Raw genomic sequence first — 17,244 nt, forward strand, 5'->3', positions numbered from 1 at the left:
CATGCCAATGGCACTGCCCGGTAGCTAAATGCGGAAGAGATAAGTGCTGAAAGCATCTAAGCACGAAACTTGCCCCGAGATGAGTTCTCCCTGAGACTTAGAGTCTCCTGAAGGAACGTTGAAGACGACGACGTTGATAGGCCGGGTGTGTAAGCGCAGCGATGCGTTGAGCTAACCGGTACTAATGAACCGTGAGGCTTAACCTTACAACGCCGAAGATGTTTTGGCGGATGAGAGACGATTTTCAGCACTGATTCAGATTACATCAGAACGTAAAAACGGTCTGATAACAGAATTTGCCTGGCGGCACTAGCGCGGTGGTCCCACCTGACCCCATGCCGAACTCAGAAGTGAAACGCCGTAGCGCCGATGGTAGTGTGGGGTCTCCCCATGCGAGAGTAGGGAACTGCCAGGCATCAAATTTAGTGTGCTGATATGGCTCAGTTGGTAGAGCGCACCCTTGGTAAGGGTGAGGTCCCCAGTTCGACTCTGGGTATCAGCACCACTTAATACGGTTAAAGTTCGGCATTTGAAAAAGAATTTGTCTGGCGGCAGTAGCGCGGTGGTCCCACCTGACCCCATGCCGAACTCAGAAGTGAAACGCCGTAGCGCCGATGGTAGTGTGGGGTCTCCCCATGCGAGAGTAGGGAACTGCCAGACATCAAATAAAACAAAAGGCTCAGTCGAAAGACTGGGCCTTTTGTTTTTGTCTGTAGTCTGTCGGTGAGCGCTCTCCTGAGGAGGAGAAATCCGCCGGGAGCGGATTTGAACGTTGCGCAGCAACGGCACGGAGGGTGGCGGGCAGGACGCCCGCCATAAACTGCCAGACATCAAATAAAGCAAAGGGCCCAATCGAAAGACTGGGCCTTTTTGCATTTATCTCTCTATGGAAAAAGTTATCGGATAATGACGCCGACGCGTTTTAAACATCTTCGTAGAGTGGATAAAAACCGTTTTAGTCAACGTGATTTCCCGCCATATATCCGCCTGAACCATCGAATGTGAACCGTGCTGAAGTAGATGTACAAACGGCTTTTACTTACGCCTCTAATAAGCAATAGAGATATTCGCTGAGGACTAAGAATCTGGCCCATTAGGCTATTTTATTTGCCAGTTTGGCCCTGGGACAGTGCTCAAAATCCTCATGTATTACGTGTATGCTCCGGTTTATATCCAGACTGTCTGTAATAATTACGCCTAATGATCACGCTCTAAGTCTTACTGTATAAAGCCTGTTTGTAATGCGGCTTACGATGCTATCAAGCTACAATTTTGTCTGCATCGGACAAGGAATAGAATAAATACCATCGGGATGGGCGAGTAAGAAAAGAGAGCGTTTTATCGTGTTAACTTTCGGGGGATAGGCTGAATAGATTACGTCGCTGAGTATCCTTACGACCTTTATATTATTACTGAAAGCGCGGCATTGCCGCGCCTGCATGTATCATTTAGAAAGCGCAATGATACCCATCGTCAACCCTGCTACCGCCGCAGCGCCGCCAGCAATAGCGCCTGCTGTCTCCCAGTTATCCTGCGTAGTACCTTTCATACATGTATTGGTATGAACCAGTCGCCCTTGATCGTCATAAACCGGTACGCAGGGAGAATCATGTGCACAACCTGCCAATAAGGTGGTAAGCAATGCAACTGGAATTAGTCTTTTCATGGTGTTACCTCATTAATCAGCGTTTCGCGAAGTACAGCAACGTAAATGCTGGCTCTAACCGCTGCGAAAACGAGAGTTATTTTACCACCACAGAAAAAATGGCCGACATGAGGAATCATCTCAATTCATGTGAATTGTAAAAACTATGGAGAATGCAGAGGTAAGCGGAGAGGGGGAATAGCGGAGATAAAGAAGTACCGTTTAAAAAGGCGTCCGAAGACGCCTCTGTTTACCGGTTAATCATGATGGCGATTAAATCGGCGTTTTACAACAACGAAGAATACTGGCACGAAGAAGATAGCTAATAAGGTTGCGGTTAACATTCCCCCCATAACCCCTGTGCCTACTGCGTTCTGTGCCCCACTACCTGCGCCACGACTGATAACTAACGGCATTACCCCGAGAATAAAGGCCAGCGAGGTCATTAGAATAGGACGTAAACGCATACGGGATGCTTCCAGCGTCGCTTCAATCAATCCACGTCCTTCTTTTTCCATGAGATCTTTGGCGAACTCGACAATCAGGATGGCGTTTTTAGCAGAAAGGCCAATAGTGGTTAACAAGCCAACCTGGAAGTAAACGTCATTGTTCAGACCGCGCAATGACGCTGCAAGCAGAGCGCCAACCACGCCGAGCGGTACGACCAGCATTACCGAGAACGGAATTGACCAGCTTTCATACAGAGCGGCAAGGCAGAGGAAAACGACAATGAGTGAGATTGCGTACAGCGCCGGCGCCTGGTTACCTGACAACCGTTCCTGATACGACATACCTGTCCAGTCATAGCCAATACCGTTTGGCAGCTGTGAAGCCAGGTTTTCCATTAACGACATGGCTTCACCGGTACTTCGTCCGGGTGCTGCTTCGCCGAGCAGTTCCATTGACGGCATCCCGTTATAGCGTTCCAGGCGTGGCGAACCATAAATCCACCGTGCTGAGCTAAAGGTAGAGAAGGGCACCATCTCGCCATTAGCGCTGCGAACATAAAGATTGTTGATATCTCCCGGCAGCATACGGAACTGAGCGTCAGCCTGAACGTATACTTTTTTCACTCGTCCGCGATCGATAAAGTCGTTAACGTAATAGCCGCCCAACGCCGCGGAGATGGTTTCGTTGATATCAGACAGCGAAACACCGAGCGCCTGCGCTTTTTCTTGATCGACATCCAGCTTGAACTGTGGCGTGTCTTCCAGCCCGTTCGGGCGTACGCGCACTAATAGGTCTGGATGCTTCGCGACCATACCCAGCAGTTGATTACGCGCTTTTGTTAACGCATCGTGACCGAGTCCTCCCTGATCAATCAGTTCAAAGTCGAAACCTGTCGCGGTACCTAACTCGACAATTGCCGGCATGTTGAAGGGGAACACCAACCCGTCGCGAATCTGGCTAAAGGCGCGTGTCGCTCTGGCGATAACGGCTTCGACGCTATTTTCTTCACCGTTACGCTCTTCCCAGGGTTTAAGGCTGACAAATGCCATCCCTGAGTTTTGTCCCTGACCGCTAAAGCTAAAGCCGTTTACGGTAAACACGCTTTCGACGTTCGCTTTTTCATTATTCAGGTAGTAATGAGTGACTTGATCCAGCACTTTCTGCGTACGTTCTTGCGTAGCGCCAGAGGGGAGCTGAATCATGGTCAGGAATACCCCCTGATCTTCTTCCGGCAGGAAGGAGGTCGGGAGGCGTAAAAACAGAACCGCCATTCCGACTACAATAAGTAGATAGATAATGAGATAGCGACCCGTATTACGCACGATGCCGCTTACGCTGTTAGTATAGTGGTTAACGCTGTGGTCAAACCTGGTATTGAACCAGCCAAAGAAGCCGCTTTTTTTCTCGTGATGTTCAGCAGATACGGGTTTAAGCAGCGTAGCGCATAGCGCTGGCGTCAGAATCAACGCAACCAGAACGGATAGCGCCATTGCTGAAACAATAGTAATAGAGAACTGGCGATAAATTGCCCCGGTCGAACCGCCAAAAAAGGCCATCGGGATAAATACCGCAGACAGTACCATCGCGATACCAACCAGCGCTCCCTGAATCTGCGACATGGATTTTTCCGTCGCCTCTCGGGGAGAAAGGTTATCCTCCATCATTACACGTTCAACGTTTTCTACGACCACTATCGCATCGTCAACCAACAGTCCTATCGCCAGTACCATGCCGAACATCGTCAGGGTATTGATGGAATAGCCAAAGGCGGCGAGTACCGCAAAAGTGCCTAGCAACACGACAGGAACAGCGATGGTAGGAATCAGGGTTGCCCGGATATTCTGTAAGAACAGATACATTACCAGGAACACCAGAATAATCGCTTCAAACAGAGTTTTTACCACTTCGTGGATAGATATTTTTACGAAGGGCGTTGTGTCATAAGGATAAACCACCTTCATTCCCTGAGGGAAGAAAGGCTGCAGTTCCGCCAGTTTCGCTTTGATTGCGGTTGCGGTATCCAGCGCGTTAGCGCCGGTCGCCAGTTTAATACCGAGACCGGAGGCCGGTTTACCGTTAATGCGCGCTACAACATTATAGTTTTCACCGCCAAGCTCAATACGCGCGACATCTTTGAGATGAACGACAGAACCGTCGGTATTGACACGCAACGTAACTTTGCCGAACTCTTCCGGATCTTTCAGACGCGTTTGGGCGATGATTGAGGCGTTAAGCTGCTGGCCCGGTAATGCTGGCGTGCCGCCCAGTTGGCCTGCCGCAATCTGGTCGTTCTGTACTTTTAACTGGTTGATGACGTCAACTGGCGTGAGCTGGTATTTATTTAGCAGATTCGCATCCAGCCAGATACGCATGGCGTACTGTGCGCCAAATAGCTGAACGTCGCCCACACCATTAAGACGGCTGATAGAATCCTTAATGTTAGAGGCGACATAGTCAGAGATGTCGTCCTGGGTAGTGTTCGGATTATCCGAGACGAACCCGGCGACCATCAAAAAGCTGCTGCTGGACTTTTCAACGCTAATCCCCTGCTGCTGGACTTCTTGCGGCAGTAAAGGCGTGGCGAGCTGCAATTTATTTTGCACCTGAACCTGCGCGATATCCGGATCGGTTCCGGACTGGAAGGTCAGGGTGATGGTCACGCTACCAGCAGAGTCGCTGGTAGAGGACATATACATCAGGTTATCGATACCGTTCATATTTTGTTCGATAACCTGAGTAACCGTATCCTGTACCGTCTGCGCATCCGCGCCAGGATAGGTTGCAGAAATAGAAACCGCTGGCGGCGCAATGGTTGGATACTGCGCAACGGGAAGTTGCATTATTGCCAGTGCGCCAGCCATCATCAGGATAATGGCCAGAACCCAGGCGAAAATAGGACGTCTAATAAAAAAGTTTGCCATGTACGGTTACCTTATTGCGCCGTTTTCGCTGCAGGAGCATCGGTAGTGGCTTTCACCTGGACGTCCGGTCGCGCTTTTTGTAAGCCGCTGACGATGACCTTATCGCCCGGTTTTAACCCTTCGCTGATGAGCCATTTATCGCCAATAGCCTGCGCCGCCACGACATTGCGGGCTTCGACCTGGCTTTTATCGTTAACCACCATCACCATTGCGTCGCCGCGCGGCGTGCGGGTTACGCCCTGCTGGGGGACAAGGATGGCATTGGGCTGGACGCCTTCATCAATGCGAGCGCGAACAAACATACCGGGAAGCAGACTGTGTTGCGGGTTAGGGAAAACTGCCCTGAGCGTGATAGAGCCGGTGCTTTCATCTACGGTAACGTCGGAAAATTGCAGCGTGCCTTTAATCGGGTAGACCTGACCATTTTCCATTACCAGTTGAACCGTGCTACTGGCGCTGTCTTTATGCAGGTTACCTTGTTCGACGGATTGCTTGAGTCGCATAAAGTCGTTGCTTGATTGCGTCACGTCGACATAAATCGGGTCGAGTTGTTGCACGGTAGCCAGTTCAGTTGACTGACCATTAGTCACCAGCGCGCCTTCAGTCACATTAGATTTTCCTATACGCCCGCTGATGGGTGAGGTGACTTTGGTATACGCAAGGTTAATACGCGCGCTTTCAACAGCGGCTTTTGCCGCCACAACGGCGGCATCGGCCTGGCGGGCGTCGGCAATCGCCTGATCATATTCCTGTTGGCTGATATATTTTGTGCCGACCAGTGGAACATAGCGTTTGACCGTCAGGTGCGCGATAGCCGCAGCCGCTTCGCTTTTAGCAAGTTCGCCTTTAGCGCTGTCATAATCGGCCTGATAAGTGGCAGGATCGATCTGATAAAGCGACTGCCCGGCCTCTACATCGCTACCTTCGGTGAAGTTTCTTTTAAGCACGATCCCGCTCACCTGGGGGCGAACCTCCGCAATGCGAAATGCGGACGTACGTCCGGGAAGTTCGGTCGTTACGGCTAGCGGCGCTGTTTCGACCACGTGGACGGTGACTTGCGGCTCGCCGGCATGAGCCTGGGTATCTCCCTGGTCATTACAACCGGCCAGCAGCGCAGCAGAGAATATGATGAATGAGGGCAGGAGTGAAAACCTGGCATGTTTCGTCATTACTGTTCCTTAAAAAACCGAAAGCTCGTTATTCACCGGATAACGGTAAGGCGTTAACGCGCGAAAAATAGAATAGCAGTGGGGTATCCTACAAATTATTAGCTTGTGATGTAAGCAATACTTATTTTGGGATGGGGTTCACGGCACATAAAAGCAAAAAAAAAGAACTATTCCCTGTCGTTTCATAATGTCCCGATTAGTAAAATCATGATGTTGAATAACATAAATAGAAATATATATTTTATATGAATATGTTTTATTAATTTATTTGCTTTTATTATTGATTTGGCGATATTGTGCGAAATAAAAATAGCTGTCTCTCGTCTGACTAAAAAGGACATGGTAAAGTTGTTTTTTGTGCTGAGTATTTTATCAGCGTATTTATCGTTTTTATGGTCCAGGATATCTTAATTATGGCGAAGAAAACGAAGGCGGATGCGCTTAAAACGCGGCAACACTTGATTGAAACCGCTATTGCGCAGTTCGCTTTGCGCGGCGTTGCCAACACGACGCTGAATGATATCGCTGATGCCGCTGATGTCACGCGGGGCGCCATCTACTGGCACTTTGAGAATAAAACGCAGTTGTTTAATGAGGTTTGGTTACAGCAACCACCTTTACGCGAACTTATTCAGGATAGGCTTACGGGATGCTGGAATGATAATCCTTTACAGGATCTACGAGAGAAATTTATTGCAGCCTTACAATATATTGCGGCAGTGCCTCGTCAGCAGGCATTAATGCAGATTTTATATCATAAATGTGAATTCCATAATGGTATGATATCGGAACAGGCCATTCGGGAGAAGATGGGTTTCCATCATCAGTCTCTGCTTGAAGTATTACAGCGATGTATGGATAAAAAGCTGATCTCAGGCAGTCTTGATCTGGATGTCATATTAATTATTCTGCATGGTAGTTTTAGCGGAATAGTAAAGAACTGGTTAATGAATCCCACAAGTTATGATCTTTATAAGCAGGCGCCTGCATTAGTCGATAATGTATTAAAAATGCTAAGCCCGGATGGCAGTGTGAGGCAATTAATGCCAAATGAACAACAGGCGGAAGAAGCCTGAGATTATTTTGAGTTGATATTATATATTTACCTTGTGAATATATTGGCAGGGTCCCGAATATCGCGAGCAATTTCCTCTGCCGTACGCGGCTTGCCAAGCAGGAACCCCTGAAGCGTATGGCATCCTAACTGGGTCAAAAATTGTTGCTGCGTTTCATTTTCTACCCCTTCTGCCACAATTTGCAGATTTAACGCTTTCGCCAGCGCGACAATAGCCGCAACAATGGTCGCGCCGTCGCCTGCCTCGCTGAGTTCATGTACGAAAGCGCGATCAATTTTTAGTTCGCACGCCGGAAGACGTTTCAGATAGAGAAGGCTGGAATAGCCGGTGCCAAAGTCGTCAATAGAGGCCTTAACCCCCATTTCCGTTAATCTGGTGAGTATAGCGACGCTTTGCTCTGGCTTGTTCATCGCCGTGGTTTCGGTGATTTCCAGAATCAATAAATCGGGACGGATATTGTGTCGGGCCAGGCTCCGCGTAATGGTGTCCACAAGCCCGGGCTGCTCAAATTGTAAGGCGGACAGATTTACCGCCACTGACCATAAGGCGTATCCCTGTAAGTGCCACTCGCGGAGCTGTCGACACGCCTCGTCTATCACCCAGCTACCGATAGTGACGATAAGACCAGTTTTTTCCGCCAGCGGTAAAAACTGGTCAGGATTCAGTACGCCTTGTTTTGGATGATACCAGCGCAACAGGGCCTCAAATCCTACAATGGGGCCGGCAGGAGCCTGAAATTTAGGCTGATACACCAGCCTGAGCTCTTGTCTTTCCAGCGCCAGCCACAGGTCATTCATTAGCTGAAGTTGGGTTTGCGCCAGCATATTCATTGATGGCTGAAAGAAATGGTATCCGTTACGCCCCGTATGTTTCGTGTGGTACATTGCGGCATCGGCGTTGAACATCAGTTCCCGTTCGTTTTTTCCGTCCAGCGGATAGAGCGCTATTCCCACGCTAAGGGTGACGACCAGTTCGTACGGATCTATCGTAAAGGGCGCATCTATCGAATGTACCAGCGCGCTGGCAAGGGAAGCCGCTTCGTCAGGCGCGCTGACTTCTGCAAGCAGCACAAATTCGTCGCCGCCAATCCGCGCCAGGGTAAACTGCCCGCTCAGCGGTTGGTTCAGACGATGCGTGACCGCTACCAGTAGCTTATCGCCGATATCATGACCATAAGCGTCATTAACGGCTTTAAAGCCATCCAGATCCATAAACAGTAGCGCGAAAGACGAGCCTTCCCGATTCGCTTTGCTGATGGCCTGTTCCAGACGATCCTCAAGGAGTACCCGGTTTGGTAAACGGGTGAGCGTATCATGCAGCGCCAGCTGCGCCAGTTCCTGGTTCGCCTGCGCCAGCGAAGAGGCAAGTAGTGCGGTGCGGGCCTGAAGCCGGGCGTCAAATAAAGAAACCAGAAGAGTAATGCCCAGGATAGTCAGCGCGACCACGCTGACAAGAACAGCCAGCCAGTTGCTATCGACGCCACGATGCTCCATCGGCCAGTTTTGGGGAAAGTGTGCGGCCTTCATACCGGCGTAATGCATGCCGGCGATAGCTATCCCCATTAATACCGCGGCGCCTGCTCGCCTCAGGGCGACATCTGTTCCCTCATTACGCAGGCGGAACGTGAGCCACAGCGCGCCGCAGGACGCCAGTAGCGCGATAATGATAGAGAGGGCAACCCACGCGCTATTCCAGACGATAATGGAAGCAAATTGCAGCGCCGCCATCCCGGTATAATGCATTGCGCTGATGCCCAGTCCCATCACCAGCGCGCCCGGTAGTAAACGGCGCAGGCGCAGTTTTTCAGCGCTAACCAGCCATAGCGCAAACAGGGAGGAGCCGATCGCGATCAGCATGGAGAGGCCGGTGAGGAACGGATCGAAGCGCATGTTCATCGCGTGATCCATCGCCAGCATCCCGACAAAATGCATCGCCCAAATACCGACGCCCAGCGCGAAGCCGCCGCCCATTAGCCATATTCTGGCGTTTGATCGGGCGCTTCCGGCTACGCGTCCGGCCATATTTAATGCGGTATAGGACGCAAAAATAGCGACAGCAAATGAAACCGCCACAAGGATGTGGTTGTACTCACTAACCGGCATGTATCATTAGCTCATTGGTTATGCAGGAAAAGAACAGGACGAGACAGTATCACCCCTTCTTTTATCCTCAACGTGTTTTAATTCCCTGTTTTTATAAGGGATAAAAGAAATCCGGGTGATAAATAATCATAGGTTAAATCGCCCGATTCGCTACTCCAGATCGGTACAATTGATCAATTTAAGAGGGTTAACCGAATCCATGTTTCGGCACTTATCCTGTTCAGTCGCCATCAATTCGATCCATTGCATCAAAAGCGCATCAAAAAGAAAAACGGAGACGGCAAAAACAACCAGCCACCAATACTTACGTATCATCGTCAAATCCTGTGTATTCATGCCCATGCGTGCTGGGAATATACATGAAATTTTGACGCTGAAAAGCGGACTTACAATGCTTTTACTTCTCTGAAGATAGCGCGTTTATCCCGACATTTCGCTGCTTTTTGGACAGGTTTTGTGTTTTTCTCTTTTTGACTTTTGCAAGTTCATTTTCTGAATAATGCGAAGTGACGCTCAATCTTCTGAGCCCCATTTTTACGTACTCATTATTGAGTTCAATACCGATAAACTTACGACCTGACGCCGCTGCGACAGCGCCTGTGGTGAAACTGCCCGCGAAAGGGTCCAATACGGTATCGCTCGGGTTAGAAGAGGCCAGTATGATCCGTTTTAACAGCGCGCTGGGCTTTTGCGTAGGATGGTTTTCATATTCATCCATCAGATAACGTACGCGAGGAAATGACCAGACGTTGCCCGGCACTTTTTTCTGATTGTATGGTTGGGGCGGGTTTTTTCGATAATCGATTAGCGCGCGCTTAGCGCCCGTAGTGGTTTCGACCAGAATCGCGTCACGATTAAAGGTATAGCTTTTCGGGTTCTTTACCATCATCAGGATCGGTTCATACATAGAACCAAAGTATTTTTTCGCCTGCACCCCGGAACTATCATAGGACCAGACGATACGGCTTTTGATGGTAAAAAGCGTTCGGCATTTGAGATCGATATACGGCATATTTTCTGTGCTATTCATGATGTACATGGTGCCGTGTTTCTTCAGTACGCGGTGGCACTCATCAATGCATTCATACAGCCAGGCCAGAAAAGACGCTTCGTCCCAGGATTCCACCATACCGTCGAAATCTTTTCCGATATTGTAAGGCGGATCGGCAAAAATTAAGTCAATGCTTTCAGAAGGCAGTTTTTTAAGTTCTGTTAGCGCGTCACCGTGAATAATCTTCTTCGATTCATCGCCAAAGTACTGAGGTTCACATTCCGCTTTCATGACCAAATTCCATGTGATGCGTATAAAAAAGGCGCTTCCCCATGCCGAGTAGCGCCTTTTTAAACAAGCAGTTAGCTAATCGAAATTAGTTCATGCCGTATTTTTTTAATTTTTTACGCAGCGTACCACGGTTGATGCCCATCATCAGAGCAGCACGGGTCTGGTTACCACGGGTGTATTGCATCACCATGTCCAACAGGGGCTGTTCTACTTCAGCCAGTACCAGCTCATACAGGTCATTAACGTCCTGACCATTCAGTTGAGCAAAATAGTTCTTCAGTGCCTGTTTAACCGAGTCACGCAGGGGTTTTTGGGTTACCTGATCCTGAGAGTTAACGGTAGAAACGGTCAGTACGTCAGAATTTACGCGTTGTTCGAACATAGTTCTGTCAGCTCTTTATTTCTGTTTACGCAAAATTTTCGAAGTATGCCTCCAACGCCTCCAGCTGTTCGCTGGCGTCCTCAATAGCGTTGAATGTGCGCCGAAACTGGTCGTCTGGAGCGTGTTCCTGGAGATACCAGGAGACGTGTTTACGCGCGATTCGGTACCCTTTTGCCTGACCGTAAAAGTCATGCAGTTCCCGAACATGCGTGCAAAGCAAGCGCTTTACCTCTGCCAGCGGCAGCGGCGGAAGCAGCTCCCCAGTGTCCAGATAATGCTGGATTTCCCGAAAGATCCAGGGTCTTCCCTGAGCTGCGCGGCCTATCATCAGGGCATCCGCCCCTGTATAGTCGAGAACAGCTCTGGCTTTATGCGGGTTAGTAATGTCGCCATTCGCGATAATCGGAATGGAAACTTTCTGCTTAACTGCCCGAATACTGTCGTATTCAGCTTCTCCGTTGAACAAACAGGCGCGGGTGCGGCCATGGATGGTCAGAGCCTGAATACCACAATCTTCAGCCAGTTGGGCAATCTCTACGCAGTTACGGTGTTCCGGCGCCCAGCCGGTGCGAATCTTGAGAGTCACAGGAACGTCCACTGCGTTTACGACCCCGATGAGTATAGACTTCACTAAATCCGGGTACTGCAAGAGGGCTGAACCTGCCAGCTTACGATTCACTTTCTTCGCCGGGCACCCCATATTGATATCAATAATCTGGGCGCCGCTTTCCACGTTAATACGTGCGGCATCGGCCATCTCAACAGGGTCGCTACCGGCAATTTGCACCGTGCGAATTCCTGGCTCATCAACGTGCACCATCCGTAAACGAGATTTATCGCTTTCCCACACTTGCGGGTTAGAAGACATCATCTCGGATACTGTCAATCCTGCTCCCATCTCATAGCACAGCGTCCGGAAAGGTCTGTCAGTAATGCCAGCCATGGGCGCTGCGATCAGGCGATTTCTGAGCTGATATTGTCCGATGCGCATGAGTTAAGAAATGACCATACTGTGACTGCAAGGCGGCGTATATTACGCATTTTTTGCACGAGATGAAAGGCCAAACTTTGAACAATCCACTGTTGTAGATCAATGAATCGTGCTTAAAAACAGCAAAATAAATTTATAATTCAGTAAAATCATAGGGTTATTTATTGTCGGCGGTTTTGTACGCGCTTACAAATTCCCGTAACTTCTCTCTATTTCTTCGACCAGAAACAAGATAAGCGGAATAATCTGCTTTTTTTATAAGCTAATTACCCCAAATGAATGGGATCGCCGTCTCGTTTCAGGACAAGATCACTTCCCGCTGCGCGTGATTTTTCTCCATTGCCAGTCGGAAGGGGCGCACAGATGCGCTTTTGTGTTCATGAACGGCACGCATAAATTTTTCCAGCTGCGCTAAAAAGAGCGTTAGCGGATGCTGCAGAACAACCCGGACAGCATTTACTAAGTACGAGGGCGATGGCTGCGGGCCGTTGAAGCGCCAGTACGTTTGTCCGCTGGTAGCAGCTGTTTATCCAGACGGATAGTGACAAAGAAGTTATTTCAGGCATTCATTTGATGAATTTAATGATGTCTCGGTGCCTGAAAGGCGTTAAGGCAGTTGTGTGGAGAAAAGCGTGGCCGGGCGACCACGCTGACAAGAATTATTTCTTACGGCCAGTAATGCGGCACCATTCTTCTTTTTCGACGACCGGGTCGAGAGTGAAAAGCTCGGCGTAAGCATCGCAGACGCTTTCCGCCTGGCTGGCGAGAATACCTGAAAGCCCCAGCAGACCGCCCTCAACGGGCAGTACGCTGATTAACGGGGCCAGTTCGCGTAATGGGCCTGCCAGGATGTTAGCGACGACCACGTCGGCTTTCATGGCTTCTGGCTGGTCTTTCGGCAGGTACAGCTCCAGCCGGTCAGACACGCCGTTGCGTTCGGCATTATCGCGACTGGCCTGAATAGCTTGCGGATCGATATCAATACCAATCGCCTTTGCCGCTCCCAGCTTCAGCGCGGCAATCGCCAGAATGCCTGAACCGCAGCCAAAGTCGATCACGGTTTTGCCGTTGAGATCGAGCCCGTCCAGCCATTGCAGACATAAAGAGGTGGTGGGGTGCGTACCCGTACCGAACGCCAGTCCCGGGTCGAGCATCACGTTGACGGCATTCTCGTCCGGAATGTCACGCCAGCTGGGACAAATCCACAGACGCTCGCCAAAACGCATCGGATGGAAATTATCCATCCATTCGCGTTCCCAGTCTTTATCTTCCAGTTGTTCGATTTTATGGGCAAATCCGGCACCCAGCAGCGGATGTTGCTCCAGAATCGCGACAACGTCTTTCATGTCGGTTTCGGCGTCGAACAGACCGATCACATCGGTATCGCCCCACAGACGGGTTTCGCCCGGCAACGGCTCAAAAACCGGCGTATCGTGCGTATCCTGAAAGGTAATGGAAACGGCGCCCGCTTCCATCAGCGCATCACTCAGCTCTTCAGCATTCGCGCCGGTGGTATTCAGTTTCAATTGGATCCATGGCATGGCAAAACTCTTTATTTATCAGTAGACAATACGGTGGCTTGCGAAGCGGAAGAGCCGAATCGGTTTCCGATCAGAAAAGCCAATAAACTTAACAGTAACGCGGGCACAATCGGATGAAAGCCCAGGTACTGAATATTAAATGTGGCAAGCAGGGCATATAGCACGCCGCCCACGATCATGGCGCTTAATGCGCCTGCCGCGTTTGCCCGCTCCCAGTAAAGGCCCAGTACCAGCGGCCATAAGAACACCGCTTCCAGGCCGCCAAACGCCAGCAGGTTGAGCCAAATGATCATCTCTGGCGGTTTCCATGCTGCCAGCAGCAACAGCGCGCCTAGCAGTAATGTAATCGCTGCCGACATACGCTTCAGCCGGATCTCATTTTGCATCTGATCGGGGCGCAGGTTGAGATAGAGATCTTTAATGATCGTCGCGGAACTTTGCAGCAGTTGGGCGTTAATTGTTGACATGATCGCCGCCATTGGCGCAGCGAGGAAGATCCCGGCGGCAAACGGCGGCAAAACTTTCACCATTAGCGTTGGGATCACCAGATCCGGCACCGTCAGATCCGGAAGCACCGCGCGACCCAGCGCGCCGGCAAGGTGCATCCCGAACATTAAAATCGCCACGACAATCGTACCGATAATAATGCCCCGGTGTACCGCTTTACTGTCTTTATAGGAGATGCAGCGCACCGCCGTATGCGGCAGGCCAATCACACCAAAACAGACCAGTACCCAAAAAGAGGTCATAAAGGCGGGAGAAAGTATGTCATCGGCGCCCTGCGGCGTTACCAGTTTGGGGTCGAGAGCGTGCAGCGTGTCAACGGCCTGACTTAGACCGCCCGCCGCATGCACCACGCCCACCAGCAGCACTATCGTGCCGACCAGCATCACCAGGCCCTGTAGCGTATCGTTAAGTACGCTGGCGCGAAAGCCGCCAAACGCCGTATAGAGTGCGATACTGACGCCAAATATTAGCAGGCCGGTTTCGTAGGGAATTCCCGCCGCGGTTTCCAGCAGTCGCGCGCCGCCGATAAATTGTACGGTCATTGCGCCAATAAACGCGACCAATAAACTCAGGCTTGCCAACCACACCAGCAGGCGGCTTTGGTAACGAGCGAATAACATATCGTTAAGCGTGACGGCATTATAGCGACGCGCCAGGATAGCGAATTTTTTACCCAGAATACCCAGTGAAAGCCAGACGGCGGGAAGCTGGATCATCGCCAGCAAGACCCAGCCCAGACCGTATTTATAAGCCGCGCCGGGACCGCCGATAAATGAACTGGCGCTAATATAGGTGGCGGTAAGCGTCATCGCGAGCACGATCCCGCCCATCGAACGGCTGCCAAGAAAATATTCGTTTAAAAAAGTGCCGGCGGTACGCTTGCGCATAGCGTAAATCGAGACCCCGAAGACCACGATCAGATAGGCTACCAGCGGTAGAATGACCTCAAGCTGCATCGTCATCCTCCAGCGAAATATCGCGATAAATGAATTTCACCATCGCCCAGCACAGCAAAATAAAGACCAGCGGCGTCAATAAGCAGGCCATCTCGAACCAGTGCGGCAGACCGGTAATTCCCGGCGAGTCTCCAGGTAAGTAAGCAGCCACTAACCATGCTGCCAGATAGCAAAGGGTCAGCCACAGCGCCCAGCGCGCCTCTTTATGGGCCTGAACAAAACGAGCGTCCATTTTTTGTCCCTTATGGGTGAAGAAAGCGGGAATTGTACATGATGGGGCATCGCTATCCCCAGAAATAAAAAAGGCCGGATTCACCGGCCTTTTGAGATTAACGTGCGATTACTTTTCCTGAAGACCGAGTTTTTTCTCCAGATAGTGGATGTTGGTTCCACCGTGCTGGAAGTGCTCGTCATTCATGATGCGGGTCTGCAGATCGATATTGGTTTTGATACCATCGATAATCAGTTCCTGCAGGGCATTTTTCATACGGGCAATCGCCACGTCGCGGTTTTCACCGTAGCAGATGAGTTTGCCGATCATGGAATCATAGTACGGCGGCACCGTGTAGCCCGCGTAGATATGAGATTCCCAGCGAACGCCAAAGCCGCCAGGCGCATGGAAGCGCGTGATTTTGCCAGGGCTTGGCAGGAAGGTGTTCGGATCTTCGGCATTGATACGGCATTCTACCGCATGGCCTCGAACGACAACTTCGTCCTGTGTGATCGACAGCGGCTGACCCGCCGCGATGCGCAACTGCTCTTTGATCAAATCGACGCCGGTAATCATTTCAGTCACCGGGTGTTCAACCTGAATACGGGTGTTCATTTCGATGAAATAGAACTCGCCGTTTTCGAACAGGAATTCGAACGTCCCTGCGCCGCGATAGCCGATGTCTACGCACGCTTTCGCGCAGCGTTCGCCGATATAGCGACGCAGTTCCGGCGTAATGCCTGGCGCCGGGGCTTCTTCAACCACTTTCTGGTGGCGACGCTGCATGGAACAGTCGCGTTCCGCCAGATAGATAGCGTTGCCCTGGCCGTCCGCCAGCACCTGAATTTCGATGTGGCGTGGATTTTCCAGGTATTTTTCCATGTATACCATGTCGTTGCTGAAAGCCGCTTTCGCTTCCGCTTTAGTCATGGAGATGGACTGCGCCAGTTCAGCATCGCTACGAACCACGCGCATACCGCGGCCGCCGCCGCCACCGGACGCTTTGATGATCACCGGATAGCCAATACGTTTGGCATGAGCGCGGTTCGCATTCATATCGTCGCCCAGCGGGCCGTCAGATCCTGGTACGGTCGGCACGCCCGCTTTTTTCATCGCGGTAATCGCGGACACTTTATCGCCCATCAGGCGGATGGTGTCCGCTTTCGGGCCGATAAAGATAAAGCCGGAGCGTTCAACCTGCTCGGCAAAATTGGCGTTCTCAGAAAGGAAGCCGTAACCCGGGTGGATTGCCACCGCGCCGGTGATTTCAGCGGCGCTAATGATAGCCGGGATGTTCAGATAACTTTTTACGGACGGTGCCGGGCCAATACAGACCGTCTCATCCGCCAGCAATACGTGTTTTAAATCGCGATCCGCGCTTGAGTGCACAGCGACGGTCTTGATGCCGAGTTCTTTACAGGCTCGAAGAATACGTAGTGCGATCTCGCCGCGGTTGGCGATGACAATTTTATCCAACATGTTCGCCTCGTTACTCGATGACGACCAGTGGCTCGTCAAATTCTACCGGTTGACCACTTTCGACCAGAATCGCTTTCACAGTACCTGCTTTGTCAGCTTCGATCTGGTTCATCATTTTCATGGCTTCAACGATGCACAGGGTATCGCCCACGTTCACTTTCTGGCCCACTTCGATGAACGCTTTCGCGTCCGGGCTTGGGGTGCGGTAGAAAGTACCAACCATTGGGGAGCGTACGATGTGACCACTGATTTCCGCTGCGGCAGGCGCTTCCATTGCTGGAGTAGCCGCTGGCGCGACAGCGTTAGACAGAGCGGGTTGCTGCATCATCGGCGCCGCATAAGCCTGCTGCATCACCGGAAAACCGGCGTTTGCCGTTGTGCGGCTGATGCGAACAGATTCTTCGCCTTCAGAAATTTCCAGTTCGGAGATACCTGATTCTTCAACCAGCTCGATCAGTTTTTTAATCTTACGAATATCCATGAGTGGGTTCCGTACTCTTTGTTTAGTGTGATTGTGACAGGCGTTTTAGCG

14 protein-coding genes, 1 tRNA gene and 3 rRNA genes are annotated in these 17,244 nt (G+C 50.8%); 5 read left to right on the plus strand and 13 right to left on the minus strand.

The features are described from left to right. From ACLJR2_RS04985 to rrf (ACLJR2_RS05000), 4 genes are all read left to right on the plus strand, one after another. A 23S ribosomal RNA gene (locus ACLJR2_RS04985) occupies positions 1 to 206 on the plus strand; the annotation flags it as partial. A gap of 93 nt (positions 207 to 299) precedes the next feature. Next, positions 300 to 415: ribosomal RNA gene (gene rrf, locus ACLJR2_RS04990) — 5S ribosomal RNA — on the plus strand. A gap of 14 nt (positions 416 to 429) precedes the next feature. Then, positions 430 to 505 (plus strand) — tRNA-Thr (locus ACLJR2_RS04995). A gap of 39 nt (positions 506 to 544) precedes the next feature. After that, positions 545 to 660 (plus strand): 5S ribosomal RNA (gene rrf, locus ACLJR2_RS05000). A gap of 784 nt (positions 661 to 1,444) precedes the next feature. Here the strand turns inward: rrf (ACLJR2_RS05000) and ACLJR2_RS05005 are convergent. The 3 genes from ACLJR2_RS05005 to ACLJR2_RS05015 all read right to left on the minus strand — a co-directional run bounded on the left by ACLJR2_RS05005 (position 1,445) and on the right by ACLJR2_RS05015 (position 6,185). Next, positions 1,445 to 1,666 (minus strand): membrane protein, encoded by a 222-nt coding sequence (locus tag ACLJR2_RS05005; RefSeq protein WP_000825645.1) that lies wholly within the window; start codon positions 1,664 to 1,666, stop codon positions 1,445 to 1,447. A 236-nt stretch (positions 1,667 to 1,902) separates the two neighbouring features. Beyond that, entirely contained in the window at positions 1,903 to 5,016 is a 3,114-nt protein-coding gene (locus ACLJR2_RS05010; RefSeq protein WP_001273283.1) for an efflux RND transporter permease subunit, read from the minus strand. 11 nt (positions 5,017 to 5,027) lie between these two features. After that, positions 5,028 to 6,185 (minus strand): efflux RND transporter periplasmic adaptor subunit, encoded by a 1,158-nt coding sequence (locus ACLJR2_RS05015; protein WP_000160382.1) that lies wholly within the window; start codon positions 6,183 to 6,185, stop codon positions 5,028 to 5,030. 413 nt (positions 6,186 to 6,598) lie between these two features. Between ACLJR2_RS05015 and envR the strand changes: the two genes are divergently transcribed. Further along, positions 6,599 to 7,261 (plus strand): acrEF/envCD operon transcriptional regulator, encoded by a 663-nt coding sequence (gene envR / locus ACLJR2_RS05020; protein WP_001085725.1) that lies wholly within the window; start codon positions 6,599 to 6,601, stop codon positions 7,259 to 7,261. A 26-nt stretch (positions 7,262 to 7,287) separates the two neighbouring features. Here envR and ACLJR2_RS05025 read toward each other — a convergent pair whose 3' ends face one another. From ACLJR2_RS05025 to accB, 10 genes are all read right to left on the minus strand, one after another. Continuing rightward, positions 7,288 to 9,363 (minus strand): putative bifunctional diguanylate cyclase/phosphodiesterase, encoded by a 2,076-nt coding sequence (locus ACLJR2_RS05025; protein WP_001534931.1) that lies wholly within the window; start codon positions 9,361 to 9,363, stop codon positions 7,288 to 7,290. 150 nt (positions 9,364 to 9,513) lie between these two features. After that, a complete protein-coding gene (locus ACLJR2_RS05030; RefSeq protein ID WP_000620015.1) occupies positions 9,514 to 9,678 on the minus strand; it encodes a DUF2556 family protein in 165 nt (54 codons plus the stop codon). A gap of 82 nt (positions 9,679 to 9,760) precedes the next feature. Further along, a complete protein-coding gene (yhdJ, locus tag ACLJR2_RS05035) occupies positions 9,761 to 10,645 on the minus strand; it encodes an adenine-specific DNA-methyltransferase (protein WP_000642611.1) in 885 nt (294 codons plus the stop codon). 85 nt (positions 10,646 to 10,730) lie between these two features. Continuing rightward, positions 10,731 to 11,027: a DNA-binding transcriptional regulator Fis gene (gene fis / locus ACLJR2_RS05040; RefSeq protein ID WP_000462905.1), complete on the minus strand. Its 297-nt coding sequence runs from the start codon at positions 11,025 to 11,027 to the stop codon at positions 10,731 to 10,733. 25 nt (positions 11,028 to 11,052) lie between these two features. Beyond that, positions 11,053 to 12,018 carry a tRNA dihydrouridine synthase DusB gene (gene dusB, locus ACLJR2_RS05045; protein WP_001219664.1) on the minus strand — a complete coding sequence of 322 codons (966 nt, stop codon included), beginning with the start codon at positions 12,016 to 12,018 and terminating at the stop codon, positions 11,053 to 11,055. Between the two features lie 659 nt (positions 12,019 to 12,677). Then, positions 12,678 to 13,559: a 50S ribosomal protein L11 methyltransferase gene (gene prmA, locus ACLJR2_RS05050; RefSeq protein ID WP_001145849.1), complete on the minus strand. Its 882-nt coding sequence runs from the start codon at positions 13,557 to 13,559 to the stop codon at positions 12,678 to 12,680. Positions 13,560 to 13,570: 11 nt separating this feature from the next. Further along, positions 13,571 to 15,022 (minus strand): sodium/pantothenate symporter, encoded by a 1,452-nt coding sequence (gene panF, locus ACLJR2_RS05055; protein ID WP_001175684.1) that lies wholly within the window; start codon positions 15,020 to 15,022, stop codon positions 13,571 to 13,573. Beyond that, entirely contained in the window at positions 15,012 to 15,254 is a 243-nt protein-coding gene (locus tag ACLJR2_RS05060) for a YhdT family protein (protein ID WP_000340018.1), read from the minus strand. The genes panF and ACLJR2_RS05060 overlap by 11 nt, the downstream gene beginning before the upstream one ends. Before the next feature lie 108 nt (positions 15,255 to 15,362). Continuing rightward, on the minus strand, positions 15,363 to 16,712 hold the full coding sequence (gene accC, locus ACLJR2_RS05065) for an acetyl-CoA carboxylase biotin carboxylase subunit (protein ID WP_000884627.1): 1,350 nt from the start codon (positions 16,710 to 16,712) through the stop codon (positions 15,363 to 15,365). 10 nt (positions 16,713 to 16,722) lie between these two features. Next, positions 16,723 to 17,193: an acetyl-CoA carboxylase biotin carboxyl carrier protein gene (accB, locus tag ACLJR2_RS05070; RefSeq protein WP_000354626.1), complete on the minus strand. Its 471-nt coding sequence runs from the start codon at positions 17,191 to 17,193 to the stop codon at positions 16,723 to 16,725. Between the last annotated feature and the right edge of the window lie 51 nt (positions 17,194 to 17,244).

The sequence above is a fragment of the Salmonella sp. SAL03688 genome (assembly GCF_046551895.1).
GTDB lineage: Bacteria > Pseudomonadota > Gammaproteobacteria > Enterobacterales > Enterobacteriaceae > Salmonella > Salmonella enterica.